Source organism: Salinicoccus carnicancri Crm (genome assembly GCF_000330705.1).
Classification (GTDB): Bacteria; Bacillota; Bacilli; order Staphylococcales; family Salinicoccaceae; genus Salinicoccus; species Salinicoccus carnicancri.
Genome location: NZ_ANAM01000001.1, coordinates 265,005 through 284,001 on the forward strand (window position 1 = coordinate 265,005; position 18,997 = coordinate 284,001).

34 protein-coding genes are annotated in these 18,997 nt (G+C 46.1%); all 34 read left to right on the forward strand.

The genetic code is table 11. The annotated features are described in order from the left end of the window. Positions 1-102: 102 nt before the first annotated feature. Positions 103-741 (forward strand): YczE/YyaS/YitT family protein, encoded by a 639-nt coding sequence (locus C792_RS0101335; protein WP_017547643.1) that lies wholly within the window; start codon positions 103-105, stop codon positions 739-741. 36 nt (positions 742-777) lie between these two features. Beyond that, positions 778-2,112: an NCS2 family permease gene (locus C792_RS0101340; RefSeq protein WP_017547644.1), complete on the forward strand. Its 1,335-nt coding sequence runs from the start codon at positions 778-780 to the stop codon at positions 2,110-2,112. 324 nt (positions 2,113-2,436) lie between these two features. Beyond that, on the forward strand, positions 2,437-2,745 hold the full coding sequence (gene rpsJ / locus C792_RS0101345) for a 30S ribosomal protein S10 (RefSeq protein WP_017547645.1): 309 nt from the start codon (positions 2,437-2,439) through the stop codon (positions 2,743-2,745). Between the two features lie 23 nt (positions 2,746-2,768). Further along, positions 2,769-3,431 (forward strand): 50S ribosomal protein L3, encoded by a 663-nt coding sequence (gene rplC, locus C792_RS0101350; RefSeq protein ID WP_017547646.1) that lies wholly within the window; start codon positions 2,769-2,771, stop codon positions 3,429-3,431. 25 nt (positions 3,432-3,456) lie between these two features. Continuing rightward, a complete protein-coding gene (gene rplD, locus C792_RS0101355; RefSeq protein WP_017547647.1) occupies positions 3,457-4,080 on the forward strand; it encodes a 50S ribosomal protein L4 in 624 nt (207 codons plus the stop codon). Beyond that, positions 4,080-4,352 carry a 50S ribosomal protein L23 gene (gene rplW / locus C792_RS0101360; protein WP_017547648.1) on the forward strand — a complete coding sequence of 91 codons (273 nt, stop codon included), beginning with the start codon at positions 4,080-4,082 and terminating at the stop codon, positions 4,350-4,352. Before rplD ends, rplW begins: the two co-directional genes overlap by 1 nt. Positions 4,353-4,390: 38 nt before the next feature. Continuing rightward, on the forward strand, positions 4,391-5,227 hold the full coding sequence (gene rplB / locus C792_RS0101365) for a 50S ribosomal protein L2 (protein WP_017547649.1): 837 nt from the start codon (positions 4,391-4,393) through the stop codon (positions 5,225-5,227). A 57-nt stretch (positions 5,228-5,284) separates the two neighbouring features. Next, the gene (rpsS, locus tag C792_RS0101370) at positions 5,285-5,563 is read left to right on the forward strand and encodes a 30S ribosomal protein S19 (RefSeq protein WP_017547650.1); all 279 of its coding nucleotides are present in this window, start codon (positions 5,285-5,287) and stop codon (positions 5,561-5,563) included. 31 nt (positions 5,564-5,594) lie between these two features. Then, positions 5,595-5,984 (forward strand): 50S ribosomal protein L22, encoded by a 390-nt coding sequence (gene rplV / locus C792_RS0101375; protein ID WP_017547651.1) that lies wholly within the window; start codon positions 5,595-5,597, stop codon positions 5,982-5,984. A 21-nt stretch (positions 5,985-6,005) separates the two neighbouring features. Further along, positions 6,006-6,650 (forward strand): 30S ribosomal protein S3, encoded by a 645-nt coding sequence (gene rpsC / locus C792_RS0101380; RefSeq protein WP_017547652.1) that lies wholly within the window; start codon positions 6,006-6,008, stop codon positions 6,648-6,650. Positions 6,651-6,666: 16 nt separating this feature from the next. Then, positions 6,667-7,101 (forward strand): 50S ribosomal protein L16, encoded by a 435-nt coding sequence (gene rplP, locus C792_RS0101385; RefSeq protein ID WP_017547653.1) that lies wholly within the window; start codon positions 6,667-6,669, stop codon positions 7,099-7,101. Beyond that, positions 7,091-7,300 carry a 50S ribosomal protein L29 gene (rpmC, locus tag C792_RS0101390; protein ID WP_017547654.1) on the forward strand — a complete coding sequence of 70 codons (210 nt, stop codon included), beginning with the start codon at positions 7,091-7,093 and terminating at the stop codon, positions 7,298-7,300. The genes rplP and rpmC overlap by 11 nt, the downstream gene beginning before the upstream one ends. 21 nt (positions 7,301-7,321) lie before the next feature. Then, positions 7,322-7,585: a 30S ribosomal protein S17 gene (gene rpsQ, locus C792_RS0101395; RefSeq protein WP_017547655.1), complete on the forward strand. Its 264-nt coding sequence runs from the start codon at positions 7,322-7,324 to the stop codon at positions 7,583-7,585. 29 nt (positions 7,586-7,614) lie between these two features. After that, complete coding sequence (gene rplN, locus C792_RS0101400) at positions 7,615-7,983, forward strand: 50S ribosomal protein L14 (protein ID WP_017547656.1); 369 nt, start codon at positions 7,615-7,617, stop codon at positions 7,981-7,983. Positions 7,984-8,013: 30 nt separating this feature from the next. Next, positions 8,014-8,346, forward strand: coding sequence for a 50S ribosomal protein L24 (gene rplX / locus C792_RS0101405; protein WP_017547657.1), 333 nt, complete (start codon positions 8,014-8,016; stop codon positions 8,344-8,346). 26 nt (positions 8,347-8,372) lie between these two features. Further along, a complete protein-coding gene (rplE, locus tag C792_RS0101410; protein ID WP_017547658.1) occupies positions 8,373-8,912 on the forward strand; it encodes a 50S ribosomal protein L5 in 540 nt (179 codons plus the stop codon). A gap of 19 nt (positions 8,913-8,931) precedes the next feature. Beyond that, a complete protein-coding gene (locus tag C792_RS0101415; protein WP_017547659.1) occupies positions 8,932-9,117 on the forward strand; it encodes a type Z 30S ribosomal protein S14 in 186 nt (61 codons plus the stop codon). A gap of 29 nt (positions 9,118-9,146) precedes the next feature. After that, complete coding sequence (gene rpsH, locus C792_RS0101420) at positions 9,147-9,545, forward strand: 30S ribosomal protein S8 (protein ID WP_017547660.1); 399 nt, start codon at positions 9,147-9,149, stop codon at positions 9,543-9,545. Between the two features lie 24 nt (positions 9,546-9,569). Beyond that, the gene (rplF, locus tag C792_RS0101425; protein ID WP_017547661.1) at positions 9,570-10,106 is read left to right on the forward strand and encodes a 50S ribosomal protein L6; all 537 of its coding nucleotides are present in this window, start codon (positions 9,570-9,572) and stop codon (positions 10,104-10,106) included. A 25-nt stretch (positions 10,107-10,131) separates the two neighbouring features. Then, a complete protein-coding gene (gene rplR / locus C792_RS0101430; protein WP_017547662.1) occupies positions 10,132-10,494 on the forward strand; it encodes a 50S ribosomal protein L18 in 363 nt (120 codons plus the stop codon). A 21-nt stretch (positions 10,495-10,515) separates the two neighbouring features. Next, a complete protein-coding gene (gene rpsE / locus C792_RS0101435; RefSeq protein ID WP_017547663.1) occupies positions 10,516-11,016 on the forward strand; it encodes a 30S ribosomal protein S5 in 501 nt (166 codons plus the stop codon). Positions 11,017-11,032: 16 nt separating this feature from the next. After that, positions 11,033-11,212, forward strand: a complete 180-nt coding sequence (gene rpmD, locus C792_RS0101440; protein WP_017547664.1) for a 50S ribosomal protein L30 — start codon at positions 11,033-11,035, stop codon at positions 11,210-11,212. Between the two features lie 27 nt (positions 11,213-11,239). Further along, positions 11,240-11,680: a 50S ribosomal protein L15 gene (gene rplO, locus C792_RS0101445; protein WP_017547665.1), complete on the forward strand. Its 441-nt coding sequence runs from the start codon at positions 11,240-11,242 to the stop codon at positions 11,678-11,680. After that, complete coding sequence (secY, locus tag C792_RS0101450) at positions 11,680-12,978, forward strand: preprotein translocase subunit SecY (RefSeq protein WP_017547666.1); 1,299 nt, start codon at positions 11,680-11,682, stop codon at positions 12,976-12,978. The genes rplO and secY overlap by 1 nt, the downstream gene beginning before the upstream one ends. 12 nt (positions 12,979-12,990) lie before the next feature. Next, positions 12,991-13,638, forward strand: coding sequence for an adenylate kinase (locus C792_RS0101455; RefSeq protein WP_017547667.1), 648 nt, complete (start codon positions 12,991-12,993; stop codon positions 13,636-13,638). A gap of 152 nt (positions 13,639-13,790) precedes the next feature. Then, the gene (infA, locus tag C792_RS0101460; protein WP_017547668.1) at positions 13,791-14,009 is read left to right on the forward strand and encodes a translation initiation factor IF-1; all 219 of its coding nucleotides are present in this window, start codon (positions 13,791-13,793) and stop codon (positions 14,007-14,009) included. A 30-nt stretch (positions 14,010-14,039) separates the two neighbouring features. Further along, on the forward strand, positions 14,040-14,153 hold the full coding sequence (gene rpmJ / locus C792_RS0101465) for a 50S ribosomal protein L36 (RefSeq protein ID WP_017473641.1): 114 nt from the start codon (positions 14,040-14,042) through the stop codon (positions 14,151-14,153). A 24-nt stretch (positions 14,154-14,177) separates the two neighbouring features. Continuing rightward, positions 14,178-14,543 (forward strand): 30S ribosomal protein S13, encoded by a 366-nt coding sequence (gene rpsM / locus C792_RS0101470; RefSeq protein ID WP_017547669.1) that lies wholly within the window; start codon positions 14,178-14,180, stop codon positions 14,541-14,543. A gap of 22 nt (positions 14,544-14,565) precedes the next feature. After that, complete coding sequence (gene rpsK, locus C792_RS0101475; RefSeq protein ID WP_017547670.1) at positions 14,566-14,955, forward strand: 30S ribosomal protein S11; 390 nt, start codon at positions 14,566-14,568, stop codon at positions 14,953-14,955. Positions 14,956-15,041: 86 nt separating this feature from the next. Continuing rightward, complete coding sequence (locus C792_RS0101480; protein ID WP_017547671.1) at positions 15,042-15,986, forward strand: DNA-directed RNA polymerase subunit alpha; 945 nt, start codon at positions 15,042-15,044, stop codon at positions 15,984-15,986. Positions 15,987-16,004: 18 nt separating this feature from the next. Next, positions 16,005-16,403: a 50S ribosomal protein L17 gene (gene rplQ / locus C792_RS0101485; RefSeq protein WP_017547672.1), complete on the forward strand. Its 399-nt coding sequence runs from the start codon at positions 16,005-16,007 to the stop codon at positions 16,401-16,403. Positions 16,404-16,553: 150 nt separating this feature from the next. Next, positions 16,554-17,342 carry an energy-coupling factor transporter ATPase gene (locus tag C792_RS0101490; RefSeq protein WP_017547673.1) on the forward strand — a complete coding sequence of 263 codons (789 nt, stop codon included), beginning with the start codon at positions 16,554-16,556 and terminating at the stop codon, positions 17,340-17,342. Beyond that, positions 17,339-18,202, forward strand: a complete 864-nt coding sequence (locus C792_RS0101495) for an energy-coupling factor transporter ATPase (RefSeq protein WP_017547674.1) — start codon at positions 17,339-17,341, stop codon at positions 18,200-18,202. Before C792_RS0101490 ends, C792_RS0101495 begins: the two co-directional genes overlap by 4 nt. Next, a complete protein-coding gene (locus C792_RS0101500; RefSeq protein ID WP_017547675.1) occupies positions 18,192-18,989 on the forward strand; it encodes an energy-coupling factor transporter transmembrane component T family protein in 798 nt (265 codons plus the stop codon). Before C792_RS0101495 ends, C792_RS0101500 begins: the two co-directional genes overlap by 11 nt. Positions 18,990-18,997: the final 8 nt, after the last annotated feature.

Sequence of the window (18,997 nt, forward strand, 5' to 3'; positions counted from 1 at the left end):
ATGGCATGATTTAAACCCTTCATGTGAAGGCGGGCACGTATTGCATTTTTTCTCTCAAAAGCGTAAACTGTTTGAGATATGATAGGTGAGGAAGGTGTGTAATTGAAACAGAATCTTGCAAAACGCTGGCTTTTTTATGTCGTTGGTCTGATCATTCTTGCCCTGGGCATCGCCCTTACAATCAAAGGCCGCCTTCTGGGACTTGGTTCCTGGGATGTCCTGCACTATGGACTCTGGCAGACATTCGGTCTGACAATCGGTTCCTGGGCGATTATTACAGGCGCTGTAATTGTTCTGCTGACTGCCATCGGAATGCGGCGCCGGCCTAAAGTCGGCGTCTATATAAATATGCTTGCAATCGGTGTGTTCATAGATATATTCAACTGGCTGATCCCCGACGTGGAGGGCTGGTTTGCACATTCTCTGATTTTTGCACTCGGTCTCTTTGTCATGGCATTCGGTGTCGCGTTCTACATCACACCCAACCTCGGGGCGGGCCCGCGGGATACCCTGATGCTTGTGCTGGTGGAAAAATTCAATATGAAGCTTTCGATGGCGCGCAATGTCATGGAACTTGGAGCCGCAGTTGCCGGCTTTCTGCTCGGCGGACCGGTATTCATCGGTACGCTGATCATCATCCTTGGTCTCGGCAGGCTGATAGAGGCATTTCTGCCCCTCACACGGAAGCTTATGGTCCGGTTTCTCGGGGGAGAAGACTCTGACATCATTAAGGTTATATAGCCGCTCAGTCATCCTAATGAAAGAATGGAGATACTCATGAAAAAATATTTTGATTTTGAAGGAAATGGAACGAGCTACCGCCGGGAAATCATCGGCGGTCTAACGACATTCCTGTCGATGGCATACATACTCGCAGTCAACCCGTCTGTCCTTTCCCTGCAGGGTGTGGAAGGCATACCTGACTCCATGAAGATGGATATGGGCGCCGTTTTCGTAGCTACTGCCCTTGCAGCGTTTATCGGCTGCATGATCATGGGGCTGTATGCGAGATACCCGATCGCACTCGCCCCGGGCATGGGGCTCAATGCATTCTTCGCATTTACAGTCGTCCTCACCATGGGGATCCCGTGGCAGACAGCGCTGACAGGGGTTCTGTTTTCGGGGATAATCTTTGCGATTCTTACTGTTACCGGCCTGCGGGAGTATGTCATAAATTCCATACCGATGGAAATGAAAATGGCGGTCAGTGCCGGAATCGGCTTCTTCATTACATTCGTCGGCCTGCAGAGTGCGGGAATCATCACAATGGACGAAGCGACCCTGGTCGGACTGGGAGCCATCCACGACCCGAAGGTACTTCTTACTCTTTCCGGGCTGGTGATTACAGTCATACTGATGGCGAGGAAAGTGCCGGCGGCGATATTCATCGGAATGATCATCACTGCTGTAATCGGCCTGTTCTTCGGCCTTGTTCCCATGCCTGAAGGTATTGTAGGCTCAGTCCCGAGCATCGAGCCGACCTTCGGCGTCGCATTTGATGCATTCAAAGACCCGGCGGCGTTTTTCAACATGCAGTTCCTGATCGTCGTCCTGACATTCCTGTTTGTGGATTTCTTCGACACTGCCGGAACCCTGGTCGGTGTCGCCAGCCAGGCGAACATGATTAAGGATAATAAACTTCCGCGCGCAGACCGGGCTCTCCTTTCCGATTCCATTGCCACCATTGCAGGATCGATATTCGGTACATCGACGACAACATCTTATGTAGAGTCCACAGCAGGTGTCGCGGCCGGAGCCCGGACGGGTTTCGCGAGTGTCGTCACCGGGGTGCTGTTTCTGCTCGCAATCTTCGTATCCCCGCTGATTGTGACGTTTACGTCAGAAGTGACTGCCCCGGCACTCATCATTGTCGGCGCCCTGATGGTGTCCAACCTGTCCAAAGTCAGATGGGACCAGTTCGAAGTGGCAGTGCCTGCTTTCCTTACCATGTTCATGATGCCGTTGACATACAGCATTGCTACAGGAATCGCCATCGGCTTCGTATTCTACCCGATCACCATGATCATGGCGGGCAGGAGAAAAGAAGTACATCCGATGATGTACGCACTGTTCGTGATATTCGTCCTGTACTTCGTTTTCATTACGGAATAGCGAAATTCATATTGTAATATGTAACTGAATATTGTATAATGGACCAGGTTAAGAGGAGTCCGTGTAAAAGAGTGGAAAAATCTTGTGTTTACTGTTGATTTTTTCACTTTTTTCATGTATTATATCTAACGTTGGACTTAAATGAGCGACATGTGTGTCCTCATGTTAAAAACACGCCATTCTACATAGGTGGCAGGGTTTTTAGTATCGAAGAAGCGAGAGGTTACTGACACGCCCGGCCGCTTTGCCATGGCTTGCGTGTAAAGAGAATTTTCGTGGAGAAAGTCTATCAATCAATGATGACGACCAGAAGGAGGTAAAATAATGGCAAAACAAAAAATTCGTATTCGTTTGAAAGCTTACGATCACAGAGTGCTTGATCAGTCAGCGGAGAAAATTGTAGAAACAGCTAAACGTTCAGGTGCGGACGTATCAGGTCCAATCCCGTTGCCGACTGAGAAGACTGTTTACACAATCATCCGTGCGGTGCACAAATACAAAGACTCACGCGAGCAGTTTGAGCAGCGTACACACAAACGTCTCATCGACATTCTCAACCCTACACCAAAAACAGTTGATGCTCTTATGGGGCTTAACCTGCCATCAGGTGTGGACATCGAAATTAAACTATAATATAGCAGGAGGTGCGACTTTCGATGACCAAAGGAATCTTAGGTAAAAAAGTGGGTATGACTCAGGTTTTCGGTGAAAACGGCGAGCTCATACCGGTAACAGTAGTAGAAGCAGCAGGCAACGTCGTGTTGCAGAAGAAAACGGAAGAAACTGATGGCTACAATGCAGTGCAGATCGGTTTCGACGACAAGCGTGAATTCTTTGAAGGCGCGAGATCAAAGAAATATGCAAACAAGGCTGAGACTGGCCATGCAAAAGCATCAGGTGCAGCCCCTAAGCGCTTCGTACGCGAATTCAAAAATCTCGAAGCAGATGAATTCGAAGTAGGTCAAGAAGTCACTGTAGATACATTTGAAGCAGGCGACTTTGTGGACGTGACAGCAACATCAAAAGGTAAAGGCTTCCAGGGTAACATCAAACGGCACAACCAAAGCCGCGGGCCAATGAGCCACGGTTCCCGTTTCCACAGAGCTCCCGGCTCAATCGGACAGATGAGTGACCCGGCCCGCGTTTTCAAAGGCAAAGACATGCCTGGGCGCATGGGTGGAGAGACGGTCACGCTTCAAAACCTTGAAATCGTCAAAGTGGACACTGAGCGCAACGTCCTACTCGTTAAAGGTAACGTGCCAGGTCCTCGCAAAGGATATCTCAAAATCGCAGCAGCATTTAAAAAAGGTGTTAAATAATAGATAAGGAAGGAGGATTTAACACATGGCAAGCTTAGATGTTTTATCAAAAGAAGGAACTAAGGTTAATTCTATAGATCTCAACCAGGAGATTTTCGGCATCGAACCCAACCAGCATGTCCTGTTCGAAGCTGTAAACCTACAACGCGCGTCACTCCGCCGCGGAACTCATTCCGTTAAGAACCGTTCGGCAGTACGTGGCGGCGGCAAAAAACCTTTTAGACAAAAAGGTACAGGCAACGCACGTCAGGGTACAATCCGTGCCCCTCACTACCGCGGCGGCGGAGTAGTATTCGGACCGACTCCAAGGAGCTACTCCTACAAAATGCCTAGGAAAATGCGCCGTCTGGCACTTCGTTCAGCCCTTTCCGCTAAAGTGAACGAGGAAGCATTCACGGTGGTTGAAGACTTCACCATGGATGCGCCAAAAACAAAAGATTTCCTTACAATCCTGGAAAATCTTGAAGCGAGCAAAAAGGTACTGCTTGTACTCGGAAGCGAAGATGTAAATATCGAACTTTCATCCCGTAACCTGCAGGGTGTCACTATCCTGACTCCTCAGCAACTCAACGTACTCGACATCCTTTCTGCTGACCGTGTTATCTTCACTGAAGGTGCTATCAATAAAGCAGAGGAGGTGCTTCTGTAATGGATGCACGCGATATCATTCAACGCCCGGTGATCACTGAGCGTTCTGCTGATCTGATGTCTTCTGACAAGTACACTTTTGACGTGGATGTCAGGGCAAACAAGACACAGGTGAAATATGCAATTGAAGAAATTTTCGATGTCAAAGTCGAAAAAGTGAATATCATGAACTACAAGCCGAAGAAAAAACGCATGGGGCGTTACAGCGGCTACACTAAGAGAAGAAGAAAAGCAATCGTAACACTTAAAGAAGGCTCTATTGAAATCTTCTAAATAGAAGAGCCGATATACCATTAAGGAGGTAAAACGAGATGGCGATTAAAAAATATAAGCCGACCACGAACGCTCGTCGTAATATGAGTGGTTCCGACTTTGCAGAAATTACATCAACAACGCCGGAACGCACATTATTACAGCCGCTTCCGAAAAAAGCGGGACGCAACAACCAGGGTAGAATGACAGTTCGTCATAAAGGTGGCGGGCACAAGCGTCAATACAGAGTAATCGACTTCAAACGTATCAAAGATGGCGTGCCAGGCCGTATTGCAACAATAGAATACGATCCGAACCGTTCAGCGAACATTGCACTTGTTGTATATGCAGACGGTGCGAAAAGCTACATCCTTGCACCTAAAGGCGTGAAGGTTGGCCATGAAATCATGAGCGGCCCGGATGCGGATATCAAAACGGGCAACGCAATGGCACTCAAGGACATCCCTGTAGGTACTACTATCCATAATATCGAACTTAAACCGGGAAGAGGCGGCCAGCTTGTAAGGTCTGCCGGTGCGAACGCGCAGGTCCTTGGTAAAGAAGGTAAATATGTGCTTGTAAGACTCCGTTCAGGTGAGGTCCGCATGATCCTTGCTACTTGCCGTGCAACAATCGGTTCTGTGGGCAACGAACAGCACGAACTGATCAATGTCGGTAAAGCCGGCCGTTCCAGATGGAAGAGACAGCGACCTACAGTCCGCGGTTCTGTAATGAACCCTAACGATCACCCACACGGTGGTGGTGAAGGCCGCGCTCCAATCGGACGTCCATCACCAATGTCACCTTGGGGCAAACCGACGCTCGGTAAGAAAACCCGCAGAGGTAAAAACCGCTCTGACAAGCTGATTGTAAGAAAGCGTAAGAACAAGAAATAAAGTAACCATAGTGTGCGGATGACATATCCGCACGCATTATTGGAAGGAGGCGCCTAAATGGCTCGCAGTCTTAAAAAAGGACCTTTCGTTGACGGACACCTCATGAAAAAGGTTGAAGCGAATAACGAAAGCAACAAAAAAAGTGTAATCAAAACATGGTCACGCCGTTCCACAATCTTCCCTAACTTCATCGGTCAGACAATCGCCGTATATGACGGACGCAAACATGTGCCGGTATATGTTACAGAAGACATGGTCGGACACAAACTCGGAGAATTCGCTCCAACGAGAACCTACAGAGGTCATGGGAACGACGACAAGAAAACAAGAAGATAAGTTAAAGACGGTATAAAAGGAGGAACGAAAGATGCAAGCGAAAGCAGTTGCTAAAACAGTTAGAATTGCTCCACGCAAAGCGAGAATGGTACTTGACCTTATCCGCGGCAAAGAAGTTGGAGAAGCAATCGCAATTCTTAACCTGACTAATAAAAGAACTTCGCCGGTAGTTGAGAAAGTACTCAAATCAGCCGTAGCGAACGCTGAACATAACTATGACATGGATATCGACAGCCTTGTAGTATCTGAAGCATACGCTGACGAAGGTCCGACATTGAAACGTTTCCGTCCACGTGCACAAGGACGCGCAACAAAAATCAACAAGCGTACAAGCCACATTACAGTTGTAGTTTCTGAGGCTGTGTCTGAAGAACCGGCTGCAGAAGAAACTGAAGAAAACAAAGTGGAAGAAAACGCATAAAACCACAAGGAGGGAATTAATTTGGGTCAGAAGATAAATCCTATTGGACTTCGTACAGGTGTCATCCGTGACTGGGAAGCAAAATGGTATGCAGACAAAGACTTTGCAGATCTCTTGCACGAAGACCTTAAAATCCGTGAATATATCGAAAACAACCTTAAAGACGCAGCAGTTTCCAAAGTGGAAATTGAACGCGCTGCTAACCGTGTGAACATTGCGCTTCATACTGGCAAACCAGGCATGGTAATTGGTAAAGGTGGTAGCGAGATCGACAAACTCCGCACTGCTCTCAACAAACTTACCGGCAAAAAAGTACACATAAATGTAATAGAAGTTAAAAAAGTGGATATGGATGCTAAATTGGTAGCAGAAAGTATCGCACGTCAGCTTGAGAACCGCGTATCTTTCCGAAGAGCTCAAAAACAGGCGCTTGGAAGAGCGATCAAAGCTGGAGCAAAGGGTATCAAAACACAAGTTTCTGGTCGTCTTGGCGGCGCAGACATCGCACGTTCTGAAGGTTACAGTGAAGGAACAGTTCCACTGCATACACTTCGTGCTGACATTGATTATGCACATGAAGAAGCAGATACGACATACGGAAAACTCGGTGTCAAAGTATGGATCTACCGTGGAGAAGTTCTTCCTGTTAAGACTGACAACAAGTAAAGGAGGAAATTGACAAATGCTATTACCAAAAAGAGTAAAATACCGTCGTCAACACCGTCCGGACACAAAAGGACGCGCTAAAGGCGGAACTGAAGTATCATTCGGTGAATACGGACTGCAGGCTACAACAACATCATGGATCACTTCAAGACAGATTGAAGCAGCGCGTATCGCGATGACCCGTTATATGAAACGTGGCGGTAAAGTGTGGATTAACATCTTCCCTCACACTCCATATACCAAAAAGCCGTTGGAAGTACGTATGGGTTCAGGTAAAGGTGCAGTGGAAGGCTGGATCGCAGTAGTAAAACCTGGCCGTGTCATGTTCGAAGTTGCAGGTGTAGAAGAAGATGTAGCTAAAGAGGCGCTTCGCCTTGCTGCTCATAAACTGCCTGTAAAAACAAAAATCGTAAGACGTGAAGAATTAGGTGGTGATACGAATGAAAGCTAAAGAAATCCGTGATCTGACAACTTCCGAAATCGAAACAAACGTTAAAGAACTCAAGGAAGAACTCTTCAACCTACGCTTTCAGCTAGCAACAGGCCAGCTAGAGAACACTGCTCGTATCAAAGAGGTTAGAAAAACTATCGCAAGAATGAAAACAACTATCCGCGAGAGAGAGCTCAGCGAAGCGAAAGCAAACCAGTAATTTATAAGGGAGGTTTACACAGTGGAAGGTAAAAACGAACGCAAGACTTACCGCGGCCGTGTTGTATCCGACAAGATGGACAAAACAATTACGGTAGTGGTAGAGACTCAAAAAAGACACCCTATCATTGGCAAACGTGTTAAATATTCTAAAAAATATAAAACTCATGATGAAAACAATTCAGCGAAAATGGGCGACATCGTAAGAATCGAAGAGACACGTCCGTTGTCCAAGACTAAACGTTTCCGTCTCGTGGAAATCGTTGAAGAATCAGTCATCATCTAAACAATCGAAGGTAAAGGAGGTCCATTCGCATGATTCAACAGGAATCCCGCTTAAAAGTGGCAGATAACTCAGGTGCACGTGAAGTGCTCACTATCAAAGTACTGGGTGGTACAGGCCGTAAAACAGCGAATATCGGTGATGTAATCGTTGCTACTGTAAAAAATGCAACGCCAGGTGGCGTTGTTAAAAAAGGTGAAGTAGTCAGAGCTGTAATCGTAAGAACTAAATCGGGCGTACGTCGTGAAGATGGTTCATACATCAAGTTTGACGAAAACGCATGTGTAATCATCCGCGATGACAAAGGTCCAAGAGGTACACGTATCTTCGGTCCAGTGGCGCGTGAACTCCGTGAAGGCAACTTCATGAAGATCGTTTCACTTGCACCTGAAGTACTATAATCCACATTTAAATAAGGAGGTGCGATTCCCATGCACGTAAGAACCGGAGACAAAGTCGTTGTAATCAGCGGTAAAGATAAAGGTAAAGAGGGCACAGTCCTCAAAGCAATCCCTGCAAAAGACCGTGTGGTTGTTGAAAATGTCAACATGATCAAGAAACACATGAAACCTTCCCAGATGAACCCTGAAGGCGGCATCCTCGAAACAGAGGCGGCAATCCATGTATCCAACGTAATGCACGTTGACCCTGAAACAGGCGAACGCACTCGTATCCGTCATGATTTCAAAGAAGACGGAACTAAAGTGAGAATAGCTGTAAAGTCCGGAAAAGAGATACCGGCTGTAAAATACGAAAAGAACTAATCAGTTAATGGAAGGAGGTCCATCCAATGGCACGTTTGAAAGACCGTTACAATGAACAAATCAAAAGCGAACTTGTTAATAAATTCAATTATACATCTGTGATGCAGACACCGAAAATCGAGAAGATTGTTGTGAACATGGGTGTTGGTGATGCAGTTCAAAATGCAAAAGTACTGGATACTGCAGTTGAAGAGCTTGAAGCAATCACTGGTCAGAAACCGGTAATCACAAAAGCTAAAAAATCCATCGCTACATTCAGGTTGCGTGAAGGAATGCCTATCGGAGCGAAAGTTACACTCCGCGGTGAAAGAATGTACGATTTCCTGGATAAACTGATCTCGGTATCCCTCCCGCGCGTAAGAGACTTCAGAGGTATTTCGAAGAAAGCATTCGACGGACGCGGTAACTACACACTCGGTGTGAAAGAGCAATTGATCTTCCCTGAAATCGACTACGATAAAGTATCCAAAGTCAGAGGCATGGATATCGTCATCGTTACAACTGCGAATACAGACGAAGAAGCTCGTGAACTGCTTACCCAGTTCGGAATGCCATTTCAAAAGTAAGTTATAAGGAGGCGAAATTGTGGCTAAAAAATCAATGATTGCTAAACAGCAAAAAGAACAAAAGTTCAAAGTAAGAGAATATACACGCTGCGAAAGATGCGGAAGACCACATTCAGTAATTCGCAAATTCAAGCTTTGCCGTATTTGTTTCCGTGAACTTGCTTACAAAGGTCAGATCCCTGGCGTTAAAAAAGCAAGCTGGTAAGCGCCATAAATTGAAAGGAGGCACTTTAAATGACAATCTCAGATCCAATTGCAGACATGCTGACACGCATTAGAAATGCGAACATCGTCAGACATGAAACACTAGAAATCCCTGCTTCTAACATCAAGAAGGAAATCGCTGAAATCCTGAAAGCAGAGGGTTATGTCAAAAATGTAGAATACATCGAAGATGACAAGCAAGGCGTTATCCGTGTATTCCTTAAATACAGCAGTAAAAACGAAAGAGTCATCACTGGCCTGAAGCGTATCTCCAAGCCTGGACTCAGAGTATATGCACAGAGGGAAGAACTTCCTAAAGTCCTTAACGGTCTTGGAATTGCTCTTATCTCAACATCAGAAGGTGTGCTTACTGATAAAGAAGCACGCAAAAGAAATATTGGCGGGGAAGTACTCGCATACGTTTGGTAATGAATTAACAGGAGGTGCAAACTAATGAGCCGTGTAGGTAAACGTATTATTGAAATTCCAAGTGATGTAACAGTCGCAATTGACGGATCTACTGTCACAGTAAAGGGTCCCAAAGGTGAGCTTGTAAATACATTTAACGAAGATATGACTTATAACATGGAAGATAATACACTTGAAGTCGTCAGACCAAGTGATTCCAAAGAACACCGTACTGTCCATGGTACAACCCGTGCACTCATCAACAACATGGTTGTAGGCGTGTCACAGGGCTTCACCAAAGAGCTTGAGCTGGTTGGTGTAGGTTACCGTGCGCAAATGCAGGGCAGCAAACTTGTCCTGAGTGTTGGACTTTCTCACCCGGTTGAATTTGAACCTTCCGAGGACCTTTCCATCTCAGTGGAGGGTAACACGAATGTGAAAATCGAAGGCATCAACAAGGAATATGTTGGAGCACTCGCTTCAAAAATCCGTGCTGTACGTCCACCTGAACCTTACAAAGGAAAAGGTATCCGTTACAAAGATGAACTCGTTCGTAGTAAAGAAGGAAAAACTGGTAAATAATAATTAAAGTGAGGAGTGAACATCAATGATCGCTAAAATTGACAAGAATAAAGTGCGTCAAAAAAGACATCAGCGAGTGCGTAACAAGCTTTCCGGCACAGCCGAAAGACCACGTTTGAACGTCTACCGTTCCAACCAGCACATCTATGCACAAGTGATTGATGACAGCCAGCAGGCTACACTTGCAAGTGCTTCTACAACTGACCCCGATTTCAAAGGTGAAAACGGCTCTAACGTAGATGCTGCTGCTGAAGTAGGCGCACTCATAGCAAAACGTGCTAAAGATAAAAATGTAGAAACTGTAGTATTTGACCGCGGAGGCTATCTCTATCACGGACGCATTAAAGCGTTGGCAGAAGCCGCACGTGAAAACGGTCTGCAATTCTAATCGAAGGAGGGAAATTCATTTATGGCTCGTAGAGAAGAGAAAGTACAAGAATTCGAAGAGCGTGTGGTTACGATCAACCGTATCGCTAAAGTTGTAAAAGGTGGACGTAAGTTCCGTTTCTCAGCACTTGTTGTTGTCGGGGACAAAAAAGGCCGCGTAGGGTTCGGTTCAGGCAAAGCCCAAGAGGTACCTGAAGCGATCAAAAAAGCAATCGAAGCTGCTAAAAAAGATCTTATCGAAGTACCACTTGTTGACGGTACTGTTCCACATGAAATCATCGGACGCTTCAGCTCCGGCAGAGTATTCATGAAACCAGCCGCTCCTGGTACAGGTGTTATCGCAGGCGGACCGGTCCGTGCGGTACTTGAGCTTGCAGGTGTTACAGATATCCTGAGTAAATCACTGGGTGCGAACACTCCAATCAACGTTGTACGCGCAACGATCACAGGACTCACTGAACTGAAGAGTGCAGAAGAAGTTGCTGAATTGCGTGGTAAATCAGTAGAAGAGCTACGAAACTAAGGAGGGAAACACAGATATGGCAAAGATTAAAATCACCCTCAAAAAAAGCTTGATCGGCAAGCCTGAATCTCAGAGGAAAACAGTTGCTTCACTCGGTTTGAAGAAAACAAACTCAACTGTAGAACATGAAGATACACCTCAGATCAGAGGTCAGGTTGCAAAAATCAGCCACTTGGTTACAGTCGAAGAAAAATAATGATATTATAAAATAGGAGGTGCGAAGATGAAATTACATGAGATGAAGCCTGTAGAAGGCGCTCGTAAAAATCGCAACCGTGTAGGGCGCGGTATGTCTTCCGGTAACGGTAAAACATCCGGACGTGGACACGATGGACAAAACTCCCGTTCTGGTGGCGGTGTTGGTCTGACATTCGAAGGTGGACAGCTTCCACTGTTCCGCAGAATTCCTAAACGCGGGTTCACGAACATCAACCGTAAAGAATACGCTGTTGTAAATTTGAGCGATCTTAACCGTTTCGAAGAAGGCGCTGAAGTTACACCGGCTATGCTGAAAGAAAATGGCATTGTTAAAAATGAAAAATCTGGTATCAAAGTCTTAGGCAATGGTGCTCTGGAGAAAAAATTAACAATTAAAGCTCATAAGTTTTCTGCTTCAGCTGCTAAAGCAATTGAGGAACAGGGCGGAAGCTACGAGGTGATCTAATGATTGGCACGATCTCCAATTTCTTCAGAATCAAAGAGATCCGCAGTAAGATTCTTTTTACTCTGGCAATGCTAATCATCTTCAAAATCGGCACGTATATCCCGGTTCCCGGTGTGGATCCGAGCGTGTTTGAAATGGGAGGCGGTCAGCAGGGCGTACTTGATCTGATGAACACCTTCGGTGGTGGAGCATTGATGAACTTCTCTATCCTTGCCATGGGCATCATGCCCTACATTACAGCATCAATCGTGGTACAACTCCTGCAGATGGATGTTGTGCCGAAGTTTGCTGAATGGGCGAAACAGGGAGAAGTTGGTCGTCGTAAGCTGACTCAATTCACCCGTTATTTCACTATAGTCCTCGCTTTTATACAATCCATCGGTATGTCATATGCATTCAACCAGATGTTCCAGGGTATGCTTATTGAAGAAAGCAATATCGGATCATATCTGTTGATTGCACTTGTACTTACAACAGGTACTGCATTCCTGATGTGGCTGGGAGAGCAGATTACCACACACGGTGTTGGTAACGGCATCTCCATAATTATCTTTGCAGGTATCCTGGGTGTGATTCCAAATGCAATCATCCAACTTTACCAGCAGAGATTTGTCGGCGCTGATGACACGACGATGGCTGTTTTGCAGATGGCTGCACTTTTCATATTCCTGCTCCTGATTACGGCATTTGCCGTGTTCATCCTGCAGGCGGTGCGTAAAATTCCAGTCCAGTATGCGAAACGCCAGAGAACTTCGTCCACTTTGGCACCGCAATCGACATTTCTGCCTCTGAAAGTCAACCCGGCCGGGGTAATACCAGTAATCTTTGCGATGGCATTCTTCATGCTTCCGCAGACGCTGACGTTATTCTTCCCCGATCAGAACTGGGCCCAGACAGTGGCGAGATTTGCTGATCCGTCAGATTGGTTTGGCATGATATTCTATGTTGCCCTGATCATAGCATTCACGTACTTCTATTCATTCGTCCAGGTCAATCCTGAAAAGATGGCAGATAACCTTAAGAAACAGGGGAGTTACGTACCCGGCATACGGCCGGGCAGAAACACCCAGGATTACATCACTTCTGTGCTGTATCGCCTGGTGTTTGTAGGTTCACTGTTCTTAGCCGGAATATCCATCTTGCCGCTTCTTATAACGAAGTTCATGGATCTGCCGCAGGCGATTCAAATTGGAGGTACAAGCTTACTGATTGTTATCGGTGTTGCACTTGAAACAATGAAACAATTGGAAGCACAGGCAAACCAAAGAGAATACCGCGGTTTCAGAAAACGCAGGTAGGAGGAAAAGCGTATGAATATTATATTAATGGGACTCCCTGGTGCCGGCAAAGGTACTCAGGCTTCCAAGATTATAAAGAAATACCCGATCCCTCATATTTCAACCGGAGACATGTTCCGTCTTGCAATCAAGAATGGAACAGAGCTCGGCAATGAAGCCAAATCCTATATGGACAGAGGCGAACTTGTCCCGGATGAAGTGACAGTCGGTATCGTCAAAGAACGCCTGAGTCAGAGTGATGCCAAGGAAGGCTTCCTGCTGGATGGTTTCCCCCGCACGGTGGAACAGGCTGAAGCGCTCAACAGGATCATGGATGAACTTGATACGAAGATTGACAGAACAATCAACGTGGAAGTGCCTGAAGAAGAGCTGATGAACCGTCTGACCGGCCGCCGCATCTGTGAAGTATGCGGAACCACTTACCATCTTGTTTTCAACCCTCCTAAACAGGAAGGCGTATGTGATCTGGATGGCGGAAAACTGTATCAAAGAGAAGACGATAATCCTGAAACAGTTGCAAATCGTCTTGAAGTGAACATTAAGCAAACAGCACCATTACTTGACTTCTATGAGGACCAGGGTGCATTGGTCAATGTTGACGGAGCCCGCGATATTGATGAAGTGTTCAATGATATTGATGAAATTTTGCAGAATCTATAAGGATATTCACCTCTTCAGACACTTTGGGTGAATCCAGCTCGTCTCACTACGAAAAATATCCGGGTTCAATATTTAACGTTAAGAGTATGTCCAAACTTCACCTGAAGTGAATTTCTAATAGGAATTAGAAGACTGTAAAGGGGGAATTTATAATGAGTAAACAGGATGTTATTGAACTGGAAGGTACCGTACTCGATACTTTACCGAACGCCATGTTCAAAGTTGAACTTGAAAATGGACATGAGATACTCGCTCATGTTTCAGGTAAAATCCGTATGAACTATATACGTATTCTTCCTGGCGATAAAGTAACAGTTGAAATGTCACCGTATGATCTGACTCGGGGCAGAATCACTTATCGTTTCAAATAATGGACTCCATATTCTAAGGAGGTAATACACATGAAAGTAAGACCATCAGTAAAACCGATCTGTGAAAAATGCAAAGTCATCCGCAGAAACGGTAAAGTCATGGTAATCTGTGAGAACCCTAAGCATAAACAGAAGCAAGGCTAAAATTATAAACGGAGGTGTAATAATATGGCTCGTATTGCAGGAGTAGACGTACCACGTGAAAAACGTGTCGTAATCTCACTGACTTATATTTACGGAATTGGTCATTCCAGATCTGCAGAAATCCTGGAAAAAGCGGGTGTTGCAGAAAGCACACGCGTAAGGGATCTTACTGAAGACGAATTGAAAAAAATCCGTGAGGTTGTTGACAGCTACAAGATCGAAGGTGATCTTCGCCGTGAACAGAACCTTAACGTTAAACGTCTGATGGAAATCGCATCTTACAGAGGTATTCGCCACCGTCGTGGACTCCCGGTTCGTGGACAGAAGACTAAAAACAATGCCCGCACCCGTAAAGGTCCAGTTAAAACAGTTGCGAATAAGAAAAAATAAGTAGGGAAAAGGAGGAATAATAATGGCTCGTAGACAACAAACTCGTAAACGTAAAGTGAAAAAGAATATTGAGTCCGGTGTGGCTCACATCCGTTCAACATTCAATAACACAATCGTAACAATTACAGATGATTTCGGTAATGCATTGTCTTGGTCATCAGCAGGTGCACTCGGTTTCAAAGGATCCAAGAAATCAACACCTTTCGCTGCACAAATGGCTTCTGAAACTGCTTCTAAAGCAGCTATGGAACATGGCCTGAAAACTGTTGAAGTTACAGTAAAAGGACCTGGTGCAGGTCGTGAAGCAGCTATCCGTGCGCTCCAGTCTGCAGGGTTGGAAATCACAGCAATCAAAGATGTAACTCCTGTACCGCACAATGGCTGCCGTCCACCTAAACGTCGCCGCGTATAATTGCTGGTTACAGGAACGCCATTCATGTAATGTAAACACATGGTTGCATATTATTTCCGACGTTTAAAGGGAGGAAAAGTAAACAAATGATAGAAATCGAAAAACCTAGAATTGAAACAGTTGAAGTATCGGAAGATTCTAAGTTTGGTAAGTTTGTTGTTGAACCTCTTGAACGAGGCTATGGAACAACACTTGGGAACTCCTTACGTCGCATTCTGTTATCTTCATTACCTGGTGCGGCTGTCAAAACGATAGAAATAGAAAATGTACTGCATGAGTTTTCAACAATCGAAAACGTTGTTGAAGATGTTACAACGATCGTTACGAACATTAAGAAGCTCGCACTGAAAATCTACTCTGAAGATGAGAAGACACTTGAGATAGATGTCAGCGGTGATGGTGTAGTGACGGCTGCGGACATTACCCACGACAGTGATGTCGAGATTTTGAACCGCGACCTTAAAATCGCCACTGTTTCCAAAGGCGGACAGCTTAAAATCCGTATGATTGCCAACCGCGGCAGAGGCTACACTCTTGCTGAAGGCAACAACAAAAGCGATCTGGCAATAGGTGTGATTCCAGTGGATTCAATTTATACGCCAATCGAGCAGGTGAACTATACAGTAGAAGACACCCGTGTGGGACAGATGACCAATTTCGATAAACTCACTTTGGATGTCTGGACAGATGGATCCATCAGCCCGCAGGAAGGTGTGTCACTGGCTGCCAAGATTATGAATGAGCATCTGAATATCTTTATCGGTCTTACTGATGAGGCGCAAAATGCTGAAATCATGATAGAAAAAGAAGAAGATCAGAAAGAAAAAGTTCTGGAGATGTCAATCGAGGAACTTGATCTGTCAGTACGATCCTACAACTGTCTCAAACGTGCAGGAATCAATTCTGTACAGGAACTCACTGATAAGTCAGAGGCTGACATGATGAAAGTAAGAAATCTGGGACGCAAGTCTCTTGAAGAAGTCAAATTCAAACTTGAAGACCTCGGGTTGGGGCTTCGTAAAGAAGATTGATAAAGGAGGTAAATTTCAATGGGCTACAGAAAACTCGGACGTACGTCTGATCAAAGAAAAGCGATGCTGCGTGATCTGGCTACATCCCTTATCGTGAGTGAACGCATTACAACAACTGAAAAAAGAGCGAAGGAGCTCCGTAAAGTTGCTGATAAACTCGTTACACTTGGTAAAAAAGGAGATCTTGCTGCAAGACGCCGTGCAGGCCAGACAGTACGTAACGTTGAAATCACTAACGAAGATGGAACGACTCAAGATGCGCTCCAAAAACTCTTCAACGATATCGCTCCGCGATTTGAAGATCGTCAGGGCGGATACACAAGCATCAAAAAGCTTGGAGAACGCCGCGGTGACGGTGCTGAACTCGTAATCATCGAATTCGTGCAAGGCGCTGTAACTGCTTCAGAAGAAGCATAATCTATAAAAGCAGACTGAGTGTCACGATGGTCCGGCCAAAGTGCCGTATTGTCTAGCTCATCGTACCCTGCAGGCAATACATGAATAATCGCGCTACTCCGAACGCAGGGTACGCGCTTTTTTATTACATAAATTCAGGTGGTGAGAGATATGATTGAATTTAACGATGTCACATACAGTTACAGAGAAGAAGATCACAATGCATTGGATCATATCTCCCTGAAATTCCGGAGGGGTGAATGGACGTCTGTAATCGGGCATAACGGTTCCGGCAAGAGTACGCTGGTGAAGCTTCTGATGGGCGTGCTGGAAGGCTACACGGGCGAAATCAGGATAGACGGAGAGGTTCTGACGGAAGAGAACCTTCAGGATATCAGGCGGCGCTTTGCGATAGTGTTCCAAAATCCGGATAACCAGTTTGTCGGCGCCACCGTAGAAGATGATGTGGCGTTCGGGTTGGAAAACAACGGTGTGGAAAGAGACGAAATGGTGAGGAAAGTCGAGGAAGCACTGCGGGCAGTCAATATGTTGGAGTTCCGCACCCATGAACCGTCGAGGCTCTCAGGCGGACAGAAGCAGCGCGTGGCGATTGCGGGTGCACTTGCGATGGAACCGGACCTTCTCATCCTTGATGAGGCGACATCAATGCTCGACCCCCAGGGCAGGCGGGATGTGCTAGAGATACTCGGCCAGATCCATAAGGATAAGATGACTACAATCATATATATCACCCATGATCTTGCAGAAATCGGGGTCAGTGACCATGCCGTGGTCATGAAGGACGGAAGTGTGATCAATGAAGGTACTGTAGACGAAATCTACCATGATACGGAAGCGCTCATTTCAAGCCGGCTTGTCCTCCCCTTTACGATTTGGATGGCGGACCGGCTGCTTGAGGGATGCTATATGTTATACGATGAACTGGTGGAACGCCTATGAATATCAGACTGGAAAAGCTGACAAGCATCTATCAGGAAAACACGCCGTTTGAACACCTGGCATTGAACAGGATCAGCACAGAGTTCGAAGAAGGAAAATACTATGGAATCATCGGACAGACCGGCAGCGGGAAGTCGACGATGATCCAGAATCTGAACGGGCTTTTGCTTCCGAGCTACGGGGAAGTGCACGTCGGGGATATTACACTCAGACGCAGGACGAAACAGAAGATCATCCATCAGGCTAAAAAGCGGGTGGGCATGGTCTTCCAGTTCCCCGAACACCAGCTTTTTGAGGAATCGGTCATAAGGGATGTGATGTTCGGGCCGAAAAATATCGGCATGGGTGAAGATGAAGCCAGGGAGAAGGCGGAATATTATCTGAAGCTGCTGAATGTCGATGAAGCTCTGTTTGATAAACAACCCTTCGATTTGTCCGGAGGACAGATGAGGAAGGTTGCCATTGCGGGAATACTGGCAATGGAACCCGATGTCCTCATCCTGGATGAACCGACAGCGGGACTCGATCCACTCAGCCATATAGAGACGATGGAACTGTTTGGGAAAATACAGAAGGAGATGGGCATCACCGTCATACTGATCACCCATGATATGAACGATGTATACGAGTATACAGATGAAGTGAAGCTTCTGAATCAGGGAAACCTCATCCGTTCAGGCAGTACAAAAGATATTCTGACAGATGAAGCGCTTCTCAGGGAGTACGAACTCGAAGTGCCGGATATAGTAAGACTCACCTTTGACCTTGAACGAAAGGGCATAAAGTTCGAAAAGATGCCCGGGACCAAAGAGGAATTCATCGGGCTCTATACGAAATGGAGGGATGGCCATGCTGAGTAAGATGCTGCTCGGGCGGTATATTCCCGGCACCAGCCTGGTCCACAGAATCGATCCCAGGGCAAAGATCATCGCGGTGCTGCTCTTCATGATCATTGTGTTTTTTGCGAACCACTGGACAGGATATCTGTTGCTGATTCTTTTTGTCCTCAGTCTGACGAAACTTGCGGGGCTCTCTCTCATATTCCTGTTCAATGGATTGAAGCTGATCCTGCTGTTGATCATATTTACATTCATGATGCACCTCTTCTTCACAAAAGGGGGGACGGTGCTGGTCGATGCGGGATGGTTCACCATAGAAACCGAAGGCATCATACGCGGTGTCTACATTACCATACGCCTTGCAATGCTCATCCTCATCACGACACTGCTTACGCTGACTACCAGTCCACTGTCCCTGACAGATGCAATTGAGCGCATCTGCCGACCGCTTAAAGCGCTGAGGGTGCCTGTACATGAAATTGCGATGATGATGTCAATCAGCCTGCGTTTCATACCGACACTCATGGACGAAACGGAGAAGATCATCAAGGCACAGAGCGCGAGGGGGTCCACGTTCATGACAGGCAGTCTCAGAGCACGTCTCAACGCACTTACACCCATATTCATCCCGCTGTTCATATCCGCCTTCAAAAGAGCGGAGGAGATGGCGGTGGCGATGGAAGTCAGGGGCTACCATGGTGAAAAGGGACGGACAAGCTATCGTGTACTGGACTGGCAGTTCAAAGATACAGCCGTCATAATAATGATGGTCCTGTTTGGAATCGTCCTGTTCATGATCAGGCAGTAAGGAGCATC